The sequence below is a fragment of the Arthrobacter sp. Bi26 genome (assembly GCF_918697925.1).
GTDB lineage: Bacteria > Actinomycetota > Actinomycetes > Actinomycetales > Micrococcaceae > Arthrobacter.
Genome location: NZ_CAKKMF010000031.1, coordinates 1 through 13,414, shown reverse-complemented (window position 1 = coordinate 13,414; position 13,414 = coordinate 1). Strand labels below are relative to the sequence as shown.

13 protein-coding genes and 1 tRNA gene are annotated in these 13,414 nt (G+C 66.8%); 7 read left to right on the top strand and 7 right to left on the bottom strand.

What is annotated here, in order from left to right; translation table 11 throughout:
• Positions 1 to 36 precede the first annotated feature (36 nt).
• Complete coding sequence (locus LQV16_RS10325; RefSeq protein ID WP_229993800.1) at positions 37 to 768, bottom strand: hypothetical protein; 732 nt, start codon at positions 766 to 768, stop codon at positions 37 to 39.
• Complete coding sequence (locus LQV16_RS10320; protein WP_229993799.1) at positions 765 to 1,511, bottom strand: hypothetical protein; 747 nt, start codon at positions 1,509 to 1,511, stop codon at positions 765 to 767. The genes LQV16_RS10325 and LQV16_RS10320 overlap by 4 nt, the downstream gene beginning before the upstream one ends.
• 277 nt (positions 1,512 to 1,788) lie before the next feature.
• Between LQV16_RS10320 and LQV16_RS10315 the strand changes: the two genes are divergently transcribed.
• Together LQV16_RS10315 and LQV16_RS10310 are read left to right on the top strand one after the other, a co-directional pair.
• On the top strand, positions 1,789 to 3,456 hold the full coding sequence (locus LQV16_RS10315) for an ABC-F family ATP-binding cassette domain-containing protein (protein WP_229993798.1): 1,668 nt from the start codon (positions 1,789 to 1,791) through the stop codon (positions 3,454 to 3,456).
• On the top strand, positions 3,453 to 5,363 hold the full coding sequence (locus LQV16_RS10310) for an ABC transporter ATP-binding protein (RefSeq protein ID WP_229993797.1): 1,911 nt from the start codon (positions 3,453 to 3,455) through the stop codon (positions 5,361 to 5,363). The genes LQV16_RS10315 and LQV16_RS10310 overlap by 4 nt, the downstream gene beginning before the upstream one ends.
• A gap of 74 nt (positions 5,364 to 5,437) precedes the next feature.
• Here LQV16_RS10310 and LQV16_RS10305 read toward each other — a convergent pair whose 3' ends face one another.
• The 3 genes from LQV16_RS10305 to LQV16_RS10295 form a co-directional block, all read right to left on the bottom strand.
• On the bottom strand, positions 5,438 to 5,848 hold the full coding sequence (locus LQV16_RS10305; protein ID WP_229993796.1) for an NUDIX domain-containing protein: 411 nt from the start codon (positions 5,846 to 5,848) through the stop codon (positions 5,438 to 5,440).
• On the bottom strand, positions 5,845 to 6,402 hold the full coding sequence (locus tag LQV16_RS10300) for a DUF6314 family protein (RefSeq protein WP_229993795.1): 558 nt from the start codon (positions 6,400 to 6,402) through the stop codon (positions 5,845 to 5,847). Before LQV16_RS10300 ends, LQV16_RS10305 begins: the two co-directional genes overlap by 4 nt.
• Before the next feature lies 1 nt (position 6,403).
• A tRNA-Arg gene (locus LQV16_RS10295) sits at positions 6,404 to 6,476 on the bottom strand.
• An 88-nt stretch (positions 6,477 to 6,564) separates the two neighbouring features.
• Here LQV16_RS10295 and LQV16_RS10290 point away from each other — a divergent pair.
• From LQV16_RS10290 to LQV16_RS10280, 3 genes are all read left to right on the top strand, one after another.
• Positions 6,565 to 7,374 carry a hypothetical protein gene (locus tag LQV16_RS10290; RefSeq protein ID WP_229993794.1) on the top strand — a complete coding sequence of 270 codons (810 nt, stop codon included), beginning with the start codon at positions 6,565 to 6,567 and terminating at the stop codon, positions 7,372 to 7,374.
• 403 nt (positions 7,375 to 7,777) lie between these two features.
• Positions 7,778 to 8,347: a hypothetical protein gene (locus tag LQV16_RS10285; RefSeq protein WP_229993793.1), complete on the top strand. Its 570-nt coding sequence runs from the start codon at positions 7,778 to 7,780 to the stop codon at positions 8,345 to 8,347.
• A complete protein-coding gene (locus tag LQV16_RS10280) occupies positions 8,337 to 9,869 on the top strand; it encodes an EAL domain-containing protein (protein ID WP_229993792.1) in 1,533 nt (510 codons plus the stop codon). Before LQV16_RS10285 ends, LQV16_RS10280 begins: the two co-directional genes overlap by 11 nt.
• A gap of 89 nt (positions 9,870 to 9,958) precedes the next feature.
• On the opposite strand, the gene LQV16_RS10275 is transcribed toward LQV16_RS10280, so the two are convergent.
• The gene (locus tag LQV16_RS10275) at positions 9,959 to 10,108 is read right to left on the bottom strand and encodes a hypothetical protein (protein WP_229993791.1); all 150 of its coding nucleotides are present in this window, start codon (positions 10,106 to 10,108) and stop codon (positions 9,959 to 9,961) included.
• 217 nt (positions 10,109 to 10,325) lie between these two features.
• On the opposite strand from LQV16_RS10275, the gene LQV16_RS10270 reads away from it, so the two are divergent.
• Positions 10,326 to 11,348 carry a hypothetical protein gene (locus LQV16_RS10270; protein ID WP_229993790.1) on the top strand — a complete coding sequence of 341 codons (1,023 nt, stop codon included), beginning with the start codon at positions 10,326 to 10,328 and terminating at the stop codon, positions 11,346 to 11,348.
• Positions 11,349 to 11,484: 136 nt separating this feature from the next.
• Here LQV16_RS10270 and LQV16_RS10265 read toward each other — a convergent pair whose 3' ends face one another.
• Positions 11,485 to 12,135, bottom strand: coding sequence for a hypothetical protein (locus LQV16_RS10265; RefSeq protein ID WP_229993789.1), 651 nt, complete (start codon positions 12,133 to 12,135; stop codon positions 11,485 to 11,487).
• 77 nt (positions 12,136 to 12,212) lie between these two features.
• Here LQV16_RS10265 and LQV16_RS10260 point away from each other — a divergent pair, with 77 nt between their 5' ends.
• Complete coding sequence (locus tag LQV16_RS10260; RefSeq protein WP_229993788.1) at positions 12,213 to 13,070, top strand: inositol monophosphatase family protein; 858 nt, start codon at positions 12,213 to 12,215, stop codon at positions 13,068 to 13,070.
• The last annotated feature ends 344 nt before the right edge of the window (positions 13,071 to 13,414 follow it).

The following is a 13,414-nucleotide window of genomic DNA, read 5'->3' as shown; positions in this document are numbered from 1 at the left end:
TCTCCCACGTCACTTGCCTGCTCAGCCCCGAGATGGTCAGGTCATGCCAGCTTGCTTCTTCGGCGCCCGCTTCGCAAGCGTCTTGGCCAACCAGATCAGGGACAGTCCCAGGACCAGGCACAGAACGGCCGAGTAGTTGAAGACGAACCGCATGAATCCGAGGGACGGAGGAATGACCGGGGAGAGCAGGCTCAGGGAGATGGCCACGGTGCCCAGCGCGAGCAACGCCGCGCTGGACCGCACCAGGACGGGGAGGCCGCTGCGCAGGGTCCGCACCATGGCCGGAAACAGGGCCACGGTGATGAACGCCGGGTAGAGGCGCCCGGCGGCCCCGTAGTACTCCACCAAGGCGGCATTACGGTCATCCTTGGCGGACAGGGCGACCAGCCCCGCCGAGGAGCCGGCGGTGTCCATTGTGAGGAAGACCAGCACCACCACCGCCGAGGCGGCTGCGGCTACCGCAATTCCAACAGGACCGGTGATGAGCCGCAGGGCGTCGTCCGCGCTGAAGCCCCGGGCCACCCGGACTCCAAGAAAGAAGATGGCGGCGAAAATGACGAAGCGCAGCACCACGTTGGCGATGTTCATGCCGCCCAGGATCTGGTCCACGGCCAGGTACGGGGCATCGATGCTGAGCAGGATCGCCAGGGTCATCAGCGCAAAGATGGCGAACAGGGACCGGTTCACACCGCGGAGGACGCTGGGCACGCGGGCGAGCGTGACGACGCCGCACACCGCCAGCGTGGTCCACTGCAGGATCGCGATCATCCGAGGTTCTCCCAAATTTTTTCTGTCTGTGCCTGCTCCTGCTCATGGCGCCGCAGCGATTTTCCGAGCGCCTGAAGCCGCTCCCCGGCCAGGGCGCTAAGGTCTCCGGCGGAGAGGGCATCCAGCGCGGCCTGCTTCGCCCCTGGCATCCAGCCGGCCTCATCCTCGGTTATCAAGCCCGTGGCGACGAGCCCGGCCGTGAATCCTACGCCCGCCGCGCGGGCAGTCGCGACCGCCAGCTCGGGGGACAGCCTGTTGGCCGTGAGCTGGGCCGAATAGTTCTGGGGTGCCACGCCGGTGGCAGCCGAAACCCGGTGGCGCAACTCACCGTCGTCAATCGCGTCCACCCAGTTCCGGACAGAAGTGGCGTGCGGGGCGGGGCTCAGCGGCGGAGTCATGGAGCTGCCATGGTCACCGTAGCCGCCGTAGGCCGGGGACGAACGGGAAATGACCGCGCGCAACAGGTCCATGGTGGCAACCTGGCTGACAAGCTCGGCGGGGGTCGGCGGCTGCGGCGGGGCGGCCAGTTCCGCATAGTGGTCGAAGGAAGCCAGTTCCGTCAGCGGACTCAAGTCCAGGGCCCGGCTGATGCTGACCAGGGTGGTCTCGGCCACTTTCCCGCGCACCAGCTGCTGGGCCAGGGTGGTGCGCTTGATCCCGGAGATCCTGCAGATATCGGCTGTGCTCGCCGACGGGGCAACCCGGTGAAGCCAGAGTTGGAACGCCTTTGCGGGTAGTGGCATCTAGGGCTTCCTGCGGAGTCGACGGGCAGTATGGCTACTGTCATGCGGTGGGGCAGCGGCGATTGGGGCGGGGGATGGAAGCGGTGTGGAGGCGTGGGCTGGGATTTTACGTGAGGTCCTAATTCAACTATGCTAAATGGTCGAACCCGCTGGTCCGTACACCCCCCAAGTCCGGACCGGCGGGTTCTTCTATGCCCGGCTGGTTTTCGGCCAGCCGCGACGGGCGGTTTCTCCCAGTCGGGACGGCCCGTTTGGGCCGCAGTGAGAGGATGAACTAATGACTGCAACCCTTGTTGCCAAGGACCTTTCCGGTGGTCACGATCACCGCACACTCTTCTCGAAGCTGTCCCTGACCGTAGCGCCCGGCGACGTCGTTGGCGTCGTCGGCGCCAACGGTGCCGGCAAATCCACCCTGCTGCGGCTGCTGGCCGGCGTCGACAATCCGCAGGAAGGCACAGTGAGCCTGGCCCCCGCCGACGCCTTTGTGGGCTGGCTGCCGCAGGAACACGAACGAATTGCCGGCGAAACGGTCGCAGACTACATCGCCCGGCGCACAGGCTGCGCGCAGGCGACCATGGAGATGGAGTCCACCGCCGAGGCGCTGGGCTCCGGCGCTCCCGGCTCCGATGACGCCTACTCCCTGGCCTTCGACCGGTGGATGGCCTCCGGCGCCGCCGACCTGGAGGACCGCATCCCGCCCGTCCTGGCGGACCTTGGCCTCGAGGTGGGGCCGGACGCCGGAATGACCGGCCTGTCCGGCGGCCAGGCGGCCCGCGTGGCGCTCGCCGCCCTGCTGCTGAGCCGGTTCGACATCGTGCTCCTGGACGAACCCACCAATGACCTGGACCTCAACGGGCTGGCCAAGCTCGAGGCCTTCGTGCAGGGCCTGCGCGGCGGCGCCGTCCTGGTCTCGCATGACCGCGAGTTCCTGGCGCGCTGCGTCACCACCATCGTGGAACTGGACCTCGCGCAGAACTCCGTGGCGGTGTACGACGGCGGCTACGAGGCCTACCTGGAGGAACGCGCCGTCGCCCGCCGGCACGCCCGGGAACGCTTCGAGGAGTACGCCAACACCAAGGCCGACCTCGTTTCCCGGGCCCGCACACAGCGCGAATGGAGCTCCCAGGGCGTACGGAACGCCATGAAGAAAAACCCGGACAATGACAAGATCCGGCGTGCCGCCAGCACCGAGTCCTCCGAGAAACAGGGCCAGAAGGTCCGGCAGATGGAGTCCCGCATCGCCCGGCTCGAAGAAGTTGAAGAGCCGCGCAAGGAATGGCAGCTGCAGTTCAGCATCGGGGCGGCCCCCCGCTCCAGCGCCGTCGTCGCCACCCTGCGCGACGCCGTCGCGCAGCAGGGCGACTTCACCCTGGGCCCGGTGAACCTGCAGCTGAACGCGGGGGAGCGGATCGGGATCACCGGCCCCAACGGCGCCGGCAAATCCACCCTGCTCCGGCTCCTGCTTGGCGTCCAGCAGCCCGACTCCGGTGACGCCTCCATGGGTGCGTCCGTGGCCGTCGGCGAGATCGACCAGGCGCGCGGCCTGCTGGCCGGCGAGCTGTTGCTCGCAGACGCCGTCGAAGCCGTACTGACCGATCAGACCCCCGCGGAGGTGCGCACCCTGCTGGCCAAGTTCGGCCTTAAAGCCGATCACACCAACCGGTCCGTCGACTCCCTCTCCCCGGGGGAACGGACCCGGGCCGCCCTGGCGCTGCTGCAGGCCCGCGGCGTCAACCTGCTGGTGCTGGACGAACCCACCAACCACCTCGACCTTCCCGCCATTGAACAGCTCGAGGAAGCCCTCGACAGCTATGACGGCGCGCTGCTGCTGGTCACCCACGACCGCCGGCTGCTGGAAAACGTCCGCCTTGACGCGCGCTGGAACGTCGAGAACGGCGTCGTCACCGAGCTGCACGCCGATGCCCCGAAAGGCAACACCAAATGAGCATGGACCGGGTTGCCTGGAGCTCCCTCTACAACATCACCCGCGCCTCCAGCGGGTCCAAGCCGTTCTCGAAGGAAACGCTGAAGCGTGTCTTCAGTTTTGCCCGCCCCCACCGCAGCCGGCTGATCGCCTTCGTGCTGCTGTCCATTGTGATGGCCGTCCTGGCCGTTGCCACCCCGGTCCTCGCCGGGCAGGTGGTCGACGAGATCATCGCCCATGCGGATGTCGGAACGGTTCTCTGGCTGGCCGTCCTGATCGCCATCGTCGCGGTTGCCGAGGCCGGGCTGGGCCTTGTGACCCGCTGGCTGTCCTCCACCATCGGTGAAGGCGTCATCGTGGACCTGCGCACGAAGGTCTTCGACCACGTCCAGAAGATGCCGATCGCCTTCTTCACCAGGACCCGGACCGGGGCCTTGGTCAGCCGGCTGAACAACGATGTCATTGGCGCGCAGTCGGCCTTCGCCGGCACGCTCTCCGGCGTGGTCAGCAATGTCGTGGCCCTGGCGCTGACCCTTGCGGTGATGCTGAACAAATCGTGGCTTGTGACGGTGCTCGCGATGATCCTGTTGCCGATCTTCCTGATCCCCGCGCGCCGAATGGGCTCCAAACTGGCCGATCTGCGGCGCGAAGCCGCCGAACACAACGCCACCATGGGCACCCAGATGACCGAGCGCTTCTCCGCACCCGGCGCCACTCTCGTCAAGCTCTTCGGCCGCCCCGACGAGGAGTCCCGCGAGTTCGCCCTCCGGGCCGGCCGGGTCCGGGACATCGGCGTCCGCACCGCCATGCTGCAGTTCACCTTCGTCACGGCGCTGACGCTGGTCTCGGCCCTGGCCCTTGCGCTGGTCTACGGCCTGGGCGGCTGGCTCGCACTCTCCGGGCAGCTGGCCGCGGGCGACGTCGTGGTGCTCGCGCTGCTGCTCACCCGCCTGTACGCGCCGCTCACGGCACTTTCGAACGCGCGGGTGGAGATCATGAGCGCCCTGGTCAGCTTCGAACGCGTCTTTGAGATCCTGGACCTCAATCCGCTCATCCAGCAGAAGCCGGACGCGGTGGCCTCCCCGCCAGGTCCGCTCTCGGTGGAGTTCGACAACGTCCGGTTCGCCTACCCCTCGGCGGAGAAAGTCTCGCTGGCCTCCCTGGAGGACGTGCGGACCCTGGACACCCGCGGCGGCGAGGAAGTGCTGCACGGCATCAGCTTCCGGGTGGAGCCAGGGCAGACAGTTGCGCTCGTCGGCTCCTCGGGAGCGGGCAAGTCCACTATCGCGCAGCTCCTGTCGCGCCTGTACGACGTCGACTCGGGCGCCATCCGCTTCGGCGGCACCACGCCCGGCACGGACGTGGACGTCCGCGACCTCACGTTCGACTCGATGCGGGCAACCCTCGGCATGGTGACGCAGGACGGTCACCTGTTCCACGAAAGCATCGCCTCCAACCTGCGCCTGGCCCGCCCGGAGGCCACCGACGAGCAGATGTGGGATGCGCTGCGGCGTGCCCGGCTCGAAGACATGATCCTGTCCTTGCCCGATGGCCTGAACACCGTGGTGGGGGAGCGCGGCTACCGCCTCTCCGGCGGCGAGCGGCAACGCCTGACGATCGCCCGCCTGCTCATCGCGCAGCCGCGGGTGGTCATCCTCGACGAGGCCACCGCCGCGCTGGACTCCACCAACGAGGCCGCCGTCCAGGAGGCCCTGGGCGCCGCGCTGGAAGGCCGCACCGCCGTCGTGATCGCCCACCGGCTCTCCACGATCCGCGCAGCGGACGCGATCCTCGTGGTGGAGGACGGCTCGATCGTGGAGCGCGGCACCCACAAGGAGCTCCTCGCCGCCGAGGGCCGCTATGCGGAGCTGTACCGGACGCAGTTCTCCGAGGCCAGCGCGTTCGCGCAGGAGGCTGTGCCCGGATAACGAGCCTGGGTGTTTGGGGCGGTGTTTGGCAGCGTGTTTGGGGGCGGGTGTTTGGGGCCCGTGCGGGACGGGTCCTAGCCCGCTGACGGTTTGGCGGACAGGGCCGGCAGCACATGGTCCGTCAGCAGCGGGGCGAGATCGCCCGGCAGCTCGGCGGCGAGGTCCAGCCAGCGGATCTCGGCGATTTCCGCCGACGGCCGGGCGCTCCACACACCCGGAGCCGTGAAGACGGTGGCCTCAATCTGGGTGGCCGCCTCGTTGGCGGCATCCGCCAGCCAGCAGCCCAGCAGGTCCAGCCGGTCCGGGGCCAGCACGATCCCCACCTCTTCCTGGAGCTCACGCGCCGCTGCCTGGGCCGCCGTTTCGCCGGGCTCGGGTTTGCCGCCCGGATGCATGAACTTGTCGGTGCCCCGTTTCCGGACGGTCAGGAGGCGTCCGGAGCGATCGAAGACGCAGACGGCTGAGACGATAATGCGCGGGTTCACTCAGCCCGCCTTGCGTCCGGAGCGGCGTAAGGTGCTACGTCGCCTGCTGCGTCGGGTGCTTCGTCTGGTCCTGCCGCCAGCCGGTGCAGGACGGACTCCAGCAGCTGGTTTTTGGCGGGCCCGGTGACGTCCCAGCGGTAGCCGCATTCGTCCGGCCCGAGAAACCTGTAGGTCACGCGGTAGGTGTCAGGGTCGCACCAGTGCACGTCCTGGTTGGCCTCCCCGGCAAAGCCCATGCGGTGGAACGGGCGGCCGTCCGGGAAGTACACGTCCAAGACATCGGGCGTGTCTGCCGGCTGCAACAGATATTCCCGGCTCGCCGGCCCGGTGAACGGCGCGCCGCCCACGGATGTCCAGCGCGCGGTGCCGTCTTCACGCCACAACAGGCCGCCGTCGTCGTTGGCCGTGAAGCGTACGACGCCGGTGAAGGTTCCGCTGGTCCCGGTGCTGCGGTCCAGCAGGGTGCGGTCGACGGACCAGGAGCCGCGCAGGTAGGCGCGGAGGTCAAAGCCCGGACCCGTGTCCGGGGTTTCGTCCGGGGCAGGAATGTTCAAGTGCCCTCGATTGGAATCGAACCAACGACACCGGCTTTAGGAGAGCCGTGCTCTATCCACTGAGCTACGAGGGCGGGCATCCGCGTGCGGGCGGCCAGGGGGCCGGTCCGGTCGGACACGGATATAAGCATACAAGGTGAGCGCGCGTACTACGCTCTTGGCATGACTGCAGGAACCACCGAGCTTTCCGCCGGAGCCCTCTACTACCCGGATGTGGCCGCGACCCGGTTTTACGTCGGGGCCCTGGCGAAGCTGAGCGTGCTGCAGTATTTCGTGGCGGAGGCGGCTGTGATCGGCGCCTGGGCGGGAGCGGAACCATACAGCCGCCGCACCGGCTACATCAGCGACCTCGGTGCTTTGGCGTGCGGGGATTTCGACGGCCGGGACGTTTGCTCGCCGGCGCATCTGCTGATGAACGCGTCCTTTGTGGTCCAGGGCCTTGGCATGGTGGTCGGTGCGCTCCTGCTCGGCTCTGCGCTTCTGTGCTGTGCCGCGCGGCCCGGCGTGCCCCTCAGGCGCGGCCGGATGCCGGGCCGGATGGCTGCCCGGGCGCACGGCCGGGCGGGCTGGGGCGCGGGAGCGGTGGCAGCAGGCGCCGCACGGCTGCTGACCGGCACCGCCGGGGCCGGAACGGTCATCGTGGGGCTGGTGCCTGAAGACACGGGATCAGCCTGGCACGTGGCCGGCGCCCTGATGTACTTCGCGGCCGGTGCCCTGGCGCTCCTGGTCCTCGGTTGGCTTTGGCTGCGGCAGACGCCGCTCGGGTGGTTCATTCTTGCCTGCGGCGCCGTGTCCCTGGCGGCGCTCATTGCGGGCGGCCTGACGGGCATGCACGTGCCGGAACCCGGCGCCCTGGAGCGACTCATGGGCTACCCCATAACGCTTGGCATCGCCGCGGCCGGACTGGTCATCGCCCAGCGGGTCCAGCACGAACGCACAGTGCGCAAGCTGGCCCGGGCCCAGGCCCGCTGAGGCATTTCCGGTGTGTCTGATAACTGGCAACCGTCTGAGCTTGCATTATCATGAGGGCACTCACCGGAACATTCCGGTGCGGGCGTGCGGGATTTGCCGTCGGCGCACGCCAGTATGCCGACTTTGCAGTCTTATGGGGACGAATGCCAGAGCAGCTTGTCTTGCCGCGCTTGGATGCGGAGAGCGTGACAACCGAACAGAAGGTTGCGATCAGGCGCCTGCAACGGGGCGCCGAGGGGCGTTCCGTGTATGTCAGTTCCCGGCCCAAGAAAGTGAAGGAGCGCCCCGTGATTGCCAAGACAAGCGAGGAAGTCGACGGGGAAACGATTCCTTACCACGGCGACCGACGGCTGAACCGTGACCTCCGGGGCTCCACCGGCCGCCGCCGTCGAATTGCGGTGCGATGACGCTCGAGGCCCTGGCCGGGCCCGAGGGGCGGCTGCCAGACGGACAGCTGCCAGACGGACAGCTGCCAGACGGACAGCTGCCGGACAAGGCAGCCGGTGCCGCAGCCGGCGCTGGCCTGGGAGTGGCGGCTGTGGCCGCGCCCCGGGCGATCGACGGGGCCTTCGCGGACCGTGATGTGGACGGTGGTGTTGACGGCGCCGCGGCCCGTGCCATTGGCGTACGGATGATCGACGGCGGAATCATCGAGGTCCTGCTGCCCGCCAACGAGGAGATCGAGGGTCCGGAGGCGCGCATCGCCGGTGACACCGTCCGTACGCTCGCCGCGGGACGGCGGATGCCGGTGCTCCTGGTGATCACCGGCGTCGTCGGTGTCAGTATTGAGGCGCGGCGGGTCTACAGCGGTTCCATAGCGGCGACAGCGTTCGCCCTGGTGGGCGAGAGCCCCGTGGACCGGGTTATTGCCCACTATCTCCTGCGGTCCAGAAGCGAGACGATCCCCGCGCAGTTCTTCACCTCAGAATCCGCGGCCGTCGAATGGTTAAGGCAGTACACCCGTGAAGAATGAGGCGCCGGACCCCAGGCTGCACGCCCTCGTAGAAGGCATCGTGCGGATCGCCGGAGGCGATCTGAGCACCAGGATCCCGCATTCCGGAGCCCGCGACGACGTCGCCGCCGTCATTGCCGGAATCAACCTGATGGCCGATGACCTGCAGACCATATACCAGGAGCTGGAGGAGCGGGTCGAAAGCCGTACGGCCATGCTGCGAGCGGCGCAGGTGGAACTCGAACGCATGGCGCTCACCGACCCCCTGACCCAACTGGCCAACCGGACGGCACTGAACTCGGCCCTGAGCCATGCCCTGGCGGAGTCCTCGCGCGGCGAGATGCCCCCGGCACTGCTGATTCTCGATCTCGATTCCTTCAAAGGCATCAACGACACGCTCGGGCACAGCGCCGGCGACGACGTGCTGCGGGTCATCGCACGCCGGCTCCAGGACGCCGTCCGCGAAACGGATACTGTGGCGCGCCTCGGCGGCGACGAATTCGCCGTCATGCTGCCGAAGTCCAATCTGGTCAGGGCACGCAGGGTGGCGAACAGGATCCTCACGGCGCTCAGCGAGAGCCTCGCCGTCGGGGACCTGAAAATCACGTGCGGAACGAGCATCGGCCTGCGGATCGCGGAACCTGGCCAGTCCGTGGACGACCTGGTCATGGAGGCCGACACCGCCATGTACGCGGCCAAGGCCCAGCCGCACGGCAGCATCAAAGTGTTCGAACCGGCCCTGCTGTACGCCCGCCGGTTGCAGAGCGTCATGGTCACGGAAATGCGCGAAGCGATCCGGCAGGACCAGCTGACCCTGCACTACCAGCCGGTGGTGGACCTCGCCTCGGGCCGGATCGAGGGCGTCGAGGCGCTGGTCCGGTGGAATCACCCGGAGCGTGGTCTCCTCATGCCGGACCAGTTCATTCCCCTGGCCGAGGAAACCGGCATGATTGTGGACCTGGGCCACTGGGTACTGCGCAATTCCGTGCGTCAATTGCGCAAATGGCAGCAGGATCTGCAGGTGGACAGCGCGTTCAACGTCCGCGTCAACATTTCCACCACCGAACTTCAGAATCTCGAACTGATCGAACACGTGCGCGACATCCTCAGGGAAACCGGCGTCGACGCATCAAACCTGATCGTGGAGCTGACGGAGTCTATGGCCGTCAACGGCGGGGACGTCGACCAGTATTCGCTCAACGGCCTGCGGCGCCTCGGCGTGCAGCTTGAAATCGATGACTTCGGGACCGGCTATTCCTCCATTAGCTACCTGCGCAAGCTGCCGGTGAACGTGGTCAAGATCGATCGAAGCCTGATCAGCGGCCTCGGTGCCGACGAGCAACAGCGGGACTTTGTGGCCGCGGTGCTGCACCTCATTCACGCCTGCGGCCTCAAAGCGTTGGCCGAGGGCATCGAGACGGTGGAGCAAGCCGATGTGCTCCGGGAGATGGGCTGCGGCAGCGGCCAGGGCTACTATTTCGGCCGGCCGGCACCGGCCGAGGAGATTATGGCGCTGATCAACCGGGGTAAATTCGGTTCTTAGCGCCGGTCTTGATGGTTATTTTCGGAAGTTAAGCAGCGGCGGGTGCTGGAATCACTTCCAGCACCCGCCGCCTGTCAAAGCAGTCTCCGTTACTTCTTGATGGAGTCCGGCCACCAACCGATAGCGGCGACGGAGCTCTGGCCGGAGGTGTCGGCTGCAGCAGAAATCGCTGCGGAGGCGGACATGCCCGCGGCTGCCAGCGCACCGGCGACGAGGAGTGTTGCAAGGGTCTTCTTCATAAGGACTCCTGATACGTAAGAGGCTGATGTGACGCGTGTGACTTGTGGTGCAGATTTAGTATAGGGCCAAACGACACGCCGTTGGGTAACAATTCGTTCCGCTGCGAGCGGATTCGTGATATTCGCGCGAAGCTGCGGAAGTCCTGAGTCAATACTGCGCAGGTCTTGCTTGCGCGGTTTGTTCGTTTCCGCTCCCGCGGCAACGGATAATTGGGACATGCAACAAAGCTCCGTTTCACCCTCGTACGCCGCTGCAGAGCTGCAGGCGCGCGAGTTCCGGTCCAGCCACGACTTCCGCGAGGCCGCGAATGCCGCGCAGGCGGCGGCAGACATTGCCAGTGCCGAAGGTGATTCGTCTTCGTGGTGGCACATGACGTTGTTCCGGGCCGAGAGCCTCATTGCCGCCGGAGAAATTGAAGCTTGCGCGGAACTTGCCGCCACATTGATTGCTGAACCCCGGGACGGGAACCTGCAGCTCCAGGCCCAGGTACATATCCTCCTGGCCCTGACCCGACGGGGCATGGGTCTGCTCGAAGAGGCCGCCGATGAGGCCAGGATCGCTGCGGACCTCATGGACGACGAGGACGACGTAGAAATCGCGGTCAAGGCCCGGCAGGCCCTCATTGCGGCTCTCGCCGACAGCGGTAGGCTTGACGAAGCGTGGGCGGAAAGCCTCGTCATGGCCGACATCATTTCGGGCGAAGTTGATGACCAAATCGTAGGTAAGGCGTACTGGGTCATTGGAAACGTCGCATTCCTTTGCAGCAAAGTCGCCGAGGGGCTCCACTATCACGAGCTCGCCGCTGCCACCTTTTCACCGGCCCGAAACCTCACTGTCTGGGCAAAATTCAACAAGGCGTCCGCGGCCATGCGGCTCGCAGCCGATGTTGCGGACGCGGACACCCTGCGCTGCATCGAACGCGCTGAGCTGGCCACCGACGTCATTGGCGGCACTGAGGAAGATCACGTACTGCTCAAACTAAACCGCGGACACTGGAATTTCCTTGCCGGGGACCAAAAAGCGGCGGTCGACACCCTCGAAAGCATCTTCCCGGTCCCCGAGAAAACATCACCGCAAATTCTGGGCGAGGTATTTCTGTTGCTGGGCCGGTCCCACGCCGCCTTGGGAAACCGGGCCGAGGCCCGGAAGTACTTGATGGAAGCCGCCGACCACTTTGAGAAATCAGGAGCCCCGCAACGTGCGGAGCAGGCCCTTGAATTCCTGAACGACGTGCCCTGACCCTGCGCTGAGGTGGACATGCCCTCCGCTGGACGTGAGCCCTGGACATAATGGCAAGATGTCCGCCGGCCGGGCTTAAGGCTGGGCATGTCCCGCGCCCGAGGTCAGGTGCAAGGGAAGACTCCAGCCGCCGCGGCTAAGGCTGGGCATGTCCCGTGGCAGGGGAAGCAGCGGAGGCCTTGCGGCCGAGGAATACGGCCGCACCGCCGGCGACGAGGCTCAGCGCCAGGAGTACCCAGCCGGCGACGGTCAGCATGGACGCCAGGGCCACCTGACCGCCGTCGAGGTTTCCGGCCGACATCATTGCATCGATCACGGTGTTGCCCCACAGCCTGACCGCCGCAAAGAGCAGCGGCAGTGACCACAGCGCCCAGCGCAGGGATTTCCGGGCCACGTTGGTTCCGATCAGCAGCAGCCAGGTGAAGCCAAAGATCAGCGGGAAGAGCGTCCCGGCCGTTTTGTGGACGTAGCTCAGCTGGCCCACGGCGTCGGCGTCCATGGCCGCGCGCAATTGCTCCACGAACCCCTGGTCAAAACCGCCGATCAACGAGTCCGGCATTGCCAGGCCGTCCGACAATTGCGTGAGCTGGTTGAGGGTGAGGAGGTGCAGATACCAGAACAGGAAGAGGCTGGCCACGACGCCGGCGATCACAATCAGAGTGCTGTTGCTCTGTGCCTTCTGCGGTGTCCGGTTGGTGGTCGGATTGATCACCGGCGGGAGATGGTGCTGGGGGACCGCCGCGTTAGCGCCGTGCTTTTTGATCCGCTGCGCGGGTGTCTTGGCCATGGCTCCATTATCGCCCGTCCTGCACAGCATCCCGCGCCGGCTGTTCAGTGCCAGCGGGCGCCGTTAGTCTGGAACGCGTGACCGAACTAGGAAAACACCGGCTTGGCCGGCACAGCACCGCAGATCTCGACCCGTCACTGGACGACTACCAACTGGCCGAGGCCCTGGTCCGCGAGGCCGGCACGCTGGCGCTGTTGATGCGGCAGGCGGGGCTTGAGGGCAGGCAGAAGACGTCGGTCTCGGACGTGGTCACCGCGGCCGACCACGCCGCCGAGTCCTACGTGCTGGAACAGCTTCGGCGCTGCCGGCCCAACGACTCTGTTTTGGGCGAAGAGGGCGCCTCCGTGACGGGCAGCAGCGGCCGGACCTGGGTCATTGATCCCGTCGACGGGACATTCAACTTCCTGCACGGATCCACGTACTGGTGCTCGGCCATTGCCCTGAAGGATTCCTCCGGTGCAGGGCTCGGCGCCATCTTCCAGCCGGAGGAGGACAAACTCTGGCTGGGCGGGACGTCCCGGCCGGCCACGCTCAACGGCGAAAAACTGGTCACATTCCTCCCCAGCGCGTCCGGCGGCACGGGGCGTTCTGACACCCCGGTGTCTGAACTCGGCGCGGCAACGTACATCCACCCGACGTGGCTTGCCGATCCAATGTGTGCCATGCCCTGGCACGCAGCAGCGACGTCGGCGGCCGCACTTCGGATGTTCGGGTCCGGCTCCTGCGACCTCGGCCGGGTGGCGGACGGGCAGCTCGGCTGCTGGTTCCAGCACAGTTGCCCTGAATGGGACTGGCTGCCCGGGAAGGCCATCGTAGAAGCGGCGGGCGGGGCGACCGACGTCGTGCGCGTCAACGGACTGAACTGGTTCATCGCGGGAGGTGCGACGGCGGTGCGGCAGCTGCGCGCCGCGCTCAGCTCCGGCGCCGTCGGCTAGGCTTCCCGCCGGCAGGACCTGGCCGGAGGACATGCCCGTGCCGCGGTGCGGGTCCGGGGGACATGCTCATTCTTCGCGACCAGGACTGGGCATAGGGGGATTATGTCCACTGGGCACGGGCGGCGGAGGGCATGCTCGTTCCGCGGTGGTGTATCCGTGGGGCATGCCCATTCTTCAGGACAGCCTCCGTGGGGCATGCCCATTCTTCAGGACAGCCTCCGTGGGGCATGCTCATTCTTCGCGGTTAGGACTGGGCATAGGGGGATAATGTCCACTGGGCACGGGCGCAGAGGGCATGCTCATTCTTCGCGGTAAGGGCTGGGCATAAGGGGATTATGTCCACC